Origin of the sequence: Mesorhizobium sp. M7A.F.Ca.CA.004.12.1.1 (assembly GCF_003997835.1) — a bacterium.
GTDB lineage: Bacteria > Pseudomonadota > Alphaproteobacteria > Rhizobiales > Rhizobiaceae > Mesorhizobium.
Genome location: NZ_RZRK01000460.1, coordinates 1 through 5,050, shown reverse-complemented (window position 1 = coordinate 5,050; position 5,050 = coordinate 1). Strand labels below are relative to the sequence as shown.

2 protein-coding genes and 1 pseudogene are annotated in these 5,050 nt (G+C 62.7%); 1 reads left to right on the top strand and 2 read right to left on the bottom strand.

The window, feature by feature from the left end; translation table 11 throughout:
- Nucleotides 1-121: 121 nt before the first annotated feature.
- Nucleotides 122-1,498 carry an MFS transporter gene (locus EN984_RS22425; RefSeq protein WP_127268919.1) on the bottom strand — a complete coding sequence of 459 codons (1,377 nt, stop codon included), beginning with the start codon at nucleotides 1,496-1,498 and terminating at the stop codon, nucleotides 122-124.
- 354 nt (nucleotides 1,499-1,852) lie between these two features.
- Between EN984_RS22425 and EN984_RS22420 the strand changes: the two genes are divergently transcribed.
- Entirely contained in the window at nucleotides 1,853-3,997 is a 2,145-nt protein-coding gene (locus tag EN984_RS22420) for a TonB-dependent siderophore receptor (protein WP_127268917.1), read from the top strand.
- Nucleotides 3,998-4,081: 84 nt separating this feature from the next.
- Here EN984_RS22420 and EN984_RS22415 read toward each other — a convergent pair.
- Nucleotides 4,082-5,050 (bottom strand): annotated as a pseudogene (locus tag EN984_RS22415) (NAD-glutamate dehydrogenase domain-containing protein); the annotation flags it as partial.

Here is a 5,050-nt window from a genome sequence, read left to right as displayed (position 1 = left end):
GTCCCCACCCCGTCTCACGATCTTTGCGAAGCAAAGTTCGTGAGACGGGGTGGGGACAGCGCCGCACCCCCACCCCGCTCCGCTTCGCGGATCGACCCTCCCCACAAGGGGGAGGGTAAACTCACTCCACCGGCCGGTCCGCCGGATAGGGCGTCTTGACCAGGATCGCCATGCCGATGCCCAGGAACAGCACGATCACCGCCATGCCGAGCCGCGCTGAGCCGCTGGCCAGGGTGACGGACGCGACCATGAACGGCGCCAGGAAACTGGTCGCCCGCCCGGCCAGTGCATAAATGCCGAAATAGCGGCCGGATTCTGCCGCCGTGACGCTGCGCGCCATGTAGGATCGCGACGACGCCTGCACCGGCCCGAAAGCCACACCGATCAACAGGCCGAAGAAGATGTAGGCTTTTTCCGCTGCCGTGCCGAACAGGCCGCCCCTGTCCGGCCCAGGCATCATCCAGAGGCCGAACAACGTGTAGCCCGGCCCGGTCGAGACGATGCCGATCGTGGCGATGCTGAGCAGGACCAGCGAGATCATGACGATGGTTTTTGAGCCAAGCGCCGTATCGAGACGGGCTGCAACCAGGCAGCCGAAGATGGCGACGACGTTGAGAATGATGCCGAAAATACCGATCTCGGTGATCGACCAGTGGAACATCGCAGCGGCGAAGGTGCCACCCAACGCCAGCAGCGCGTTGACGCCGTCCTGATAGATCATGCGGGCTACCAGGAAGCGGAAGATGCCGCTGCGCTTGCGCACCTCACCCAGTGTCACTTTCAGCTCCGCCAACCCCTCTCGGACAGCCGGACCGATCGGCAGGCCCTTGATGGCGTCGGGGGTGAAAAAGAACATCGGCAGGATGAACAGGAAGTACCAGCCGGCTGACAAAGGCCCGGTTGCGCGCGCGTCCTCGCCGAGCTTCGGGTCGAGCCCGAAGAGCGGGTCGATGCCGATGATCGTCTTGCCGGTCTCAGGCGAACCGGCCAGGCAGGCGACGACGAAGATCAGCACGATCATGCCGCCGAGATAGCCAAGCCCCCAGGCCATGTTGGAAATCCGGCCGATCTCGCTCTTCGGCACCAGGCGCGGCATCATCGAATCGTTGAACACGGTCGAAAACTCCGCCGCCACCGACGCCAGCGAAAAGAACAGCACGACCAGGAAAAGGTTCGAACCGGGGGCCGCGAACCAAAGCATGCAAAGGCAGGTGACCTTGACCGCGGCAAAGAATGCGATCCACGGCTTGCGCGGTCCGGTCTGGTCGGCGATCGAGCCGAGTATCGGCGACAGCACTGCAATGACAAGGCCGGCCGCAGCAATGCCGTAGCCCCAGGCCGCCTGCCCGGTTTCCGGATCGCTCGCCATCCGCGACACGAAATAAGGCCCGAAGATGAAGGTGGTGACGACGGTGAAGAACGGCTGCGCCGCCCAGTCGAACAACATCCATCCCCAGATGCCGCGCCCGGACGCACGCTGCACTGTTTCTACCGTCATGATGATCCCCCGGCACCGGTTCCGTGTCGGGCGCCATGTCTGCATGTTTCATGCGCTCATGCAATGAACCAAGCTTGGTGTGCCGTCCCTTGCCCCTGCCGCGCGTTCACTGTTCGAAAGCCAAGCAATTGGCTTTCGTCCGCGACGCGGACCAAGCCCTTATTTTTTCTCGTGAGGGAAGTCGGACCGAAGGTCTGGCGCCGCCCTCCACCCCCTGCTTCGCGGCGATTGCCGCCGGCGCGAATTTCTTGATTATTAAGTTGACTCTTTTTGTCCGGTTTGACTAATTGCGCTCGCGCAGGGCCGGAAAGTCGCCGGTCGAACGGCTCGATATGGTCTGACAGGGAATAAGAGATGACGATTGGTCGACAGGCATTGCCGCGCACTCAGGTAAGGCGATTGATTGCGAGCAGTGCCTTGATAGCGGCATCTTTTGGAGCGGTGGGGGCCGGCCGGGCCCAGGAGGTTTCGCCGGACGATGCAACTCAACTGGAAACCATCGTCGTCACCGGCAAGTCGGACCGCCTTGTCGGGCCCGATCAAACGATCGTCGCCGAGGATACGGCGACCGCCACCAAGACCGATACGCCGATCGTCGACGTTCCCGCCTCGGTTTCAGTGGTAACCCAGAAGGAACTGGAGGCGCGCCATGTCGAAAGCCTGCAGCAGGCCGTGGCCTACACATCCAGCGTCCTCACCGACGAGTTCGGCAACGATGACCGATACGACTATATTCGCATCCGCGGTTTCGACCAGACATCGCTCGGTACCTATCGCGATGGTCTCACGGCGCGCATCCCCGCCTGGTTCACGGCCAGCCGTCTCGAGCCTTACGGACTTCAGCGCGTGGAGGTCCTGAAGGGATCGACATCGACGCTTTTTGGTCTCAACGGCCCTGGCGGGCTGGTCAATGCCATCACCAAGCGGCCGCTGGACCAGAAGCAGGGGGAGATTTACACGTCCTATGGCGACGGTACCAAGGAGGTTGGCGTTGATTTTGGCGGGCCAATCGACCCCGATGGCGTGTGGACCTATCGGCTCACAGGGCTGGCCAAGGATGGCGATCAAGGATGGGATTATTCCAACGACGATCGGCTTTACATCGCGCCCGCGTTGACCATCAAGCCCGAGGAAGGAACGTCGCTCACCATCCTGACTGACTATTACAAGCGAGATGGCACAGGCGCACGCGGCACCCCGGCTGGCGGCAATATCGACATCGGCACATTCCTGGGCGAGCCGGATTTCAACCGCTTCAACACGGAGCAGGTCGATATCGGCTACCAGTTCGAGCACGAGTTCAACGAGAACCTCACCTTGCGCTCCAATGCCCGCTACACGCATTTGAGCCTCGACTACGCCGAGGTCTACGGCGCGTCGCTTGACCCCACGGCGGACCGCACGGCATTTTCCGTCGATGGCCTGTCCAACCGCTATGCCTTCGACAATCAGTTGCAATACGATACGGGCTGGGGCGGGATCGACAGCAAGACGCTTGTCGGCGTCGACTACGCCAACGACAACACCCGTGAAAACATTCTCTTCGGCACCGCCGGTCCCATCGACATCGACAATCCGGCCTATTGCGGTCTGTCCTGCATCAATCTCGGCCCCTACGTGAACTGGCGGGTCAAGCAACAGGCAGTCGGTGTCTATGCCCAGGAGCAATTGACGTTTGACGACCGCTGGATCGTCACCCTGGGTGGGCGCTGGGACCGCGTGCATACGACGGCGGACTATCTCGACTCGGGAACGCAGGACGACGACACGGCATCCGCCTTCACCAAGCGCGCCGGCCTGACCTACAAATTCACTCCGAACCTCGCGGTCTACGCCAACTATTCGGAAAGCTTCCAGCCGCTCGTGGCGCCAAGCGGCAACGGATATGCGGTCTCGGGTTCGCTGAAGCCTCAAGAGGGCAGGCAGTATGAGGCAGGTATCAAGTACAAGCCCGACGGCTTCGACGGCCTGTTCACGGCCGCGGTCTTCGACCTTACCCAAACCAATGTTCCCACCTATGTCACGCCTGTTGTCCAGCAGCAGATCGGCAAGGTTGGCGTCCGCGGCATCGAACTCGAGGGCAAGGCCGCCATTGCGGAAAACCTGAACCTGACGCTTGCCTATTCCTACTGGGATGCCGAGATCCTGGAAGACGGTATTGGAGGAAATGCCGGCAATCGGCCGCAGCGTGTCCCTCGCCACCTGGCTTCGGCCTGGGTTGATTATACGCTACCCGAGGAGGGACGGCGTGGCGACCTGACCATCGGCGGAGGCGTGCGCTATATCGGACAAACCTACGGGGATGACGCGAACACGACTTCGATTGGCGGCTACGCACTGGTGGATGCGGCGATCAGCTACAAGATGACCAAGGACGTGACGTTGGCCCTGAACGCAACGAACCTGTTCGACCGGAAGTATTTGACAACCAGCTATTACGGAACCGAATTTTACGGCGACCGGCTGAAGATCGTCGGCACGCTCAAACATTCCTGGTGAGCTTTTTGAACGCCGGTTTCGAAGCGGATGGCATTCGAAAAGAGCCACACGCATCCGGTAATGCGTGTGGTGATCGTCGGCGGTTCACATCCCCGTCAGATCGCTCATCAGCCCCGACGCCACCGACAGCCGCGACACGGTGATGTCGCCGCCCTCGGTCAGCGCCTGCAGCCGCTCGCGGATGCGCGCCACCCGCTCGCCGCCGGCGTCCAGCCAGGCAACCACCGGATCGGCCGTCTTGGCGTGGCCGGTGAGTGCCGCCACCGCGATGCCGCGCCGTGCCGCGCCGATCGTGTCGGTGGCGCGCGACAGTGCCAGCTGATCATAGTAGTCCGAAGGCGTGATCGAGCGTGCGGCGTCCTCGACACGCGGGATGCGGAAGGCATCGCTGACGGCGAAGAACGCCTTGGCCGCGGCGACGATATCGGCGCCGGCGGTGCGCGCCGTCAGCGCGATGTCGGGGATAAGTTCCGCCACCTCGCTCAGCGCCAGTTGCCCGGCCAGCCCTTCCGGCGCGCCGCTCTTGAACAGCCCGTGCCGCTTCTCCTCGATGCGCTCGCGCGAGAAAGCCGGCAGCAGCGCAACGAGCTTCGGTTCCAGCGCCTTGCGTGCTTCCTGCAGCTCGGCGATGCGCTGGCCGAGGGGTGCCGTGCCGGCATCGTTCTTGAGATACCAGCCGCTGGTCACGTAGATCAGCCGGCTGACCATCTGATAGAGATCGAGCTGCACCTGGCCGTCGATCTGGTTGTCGAGCGCGTCGATCTCGCGATAGAGCGCCGGCAAGGCAAAACCGTCGCGCACCATCGCGAAGGTCCGCACCACGTCGGCGGCGGTGCGCCCCGTGGCTTCCTGCAGCCGGTTGACGAAGGACGGGCCGCCGCGATTGACCAGGTCGTTGGCGACGACCCGTGTGATGATCTCGCGGCGCAGCCGGTGGCCATGGATCTCTGTGGCGTATTTCTTCGCCATCCGGTCGGGAAAATAGCCCATCAGGTCGCGGTCGAAATGCGCGTCATCAGGCACGTCGCTGGCGACGATGTCGGAAAACAGCAC

Bases quoted from the DNA above. Each gene is read 5' to 3' on its own strand.
- EN984_RS22425 (WP_127268919.1), bottom strand. From the start codon at position 1,498: ATGACGGTAGAAACAGTGCAGCGTGCGTCCGGGCGCGGCATCTGGGGA.
- EN984_RS22420 (WP_127268917.1), top strand. From the start codon at position 1,853: ATGACGATTGGTCGACAGGCATTGCCGCGCACTCAGGTAAGGCGATTG.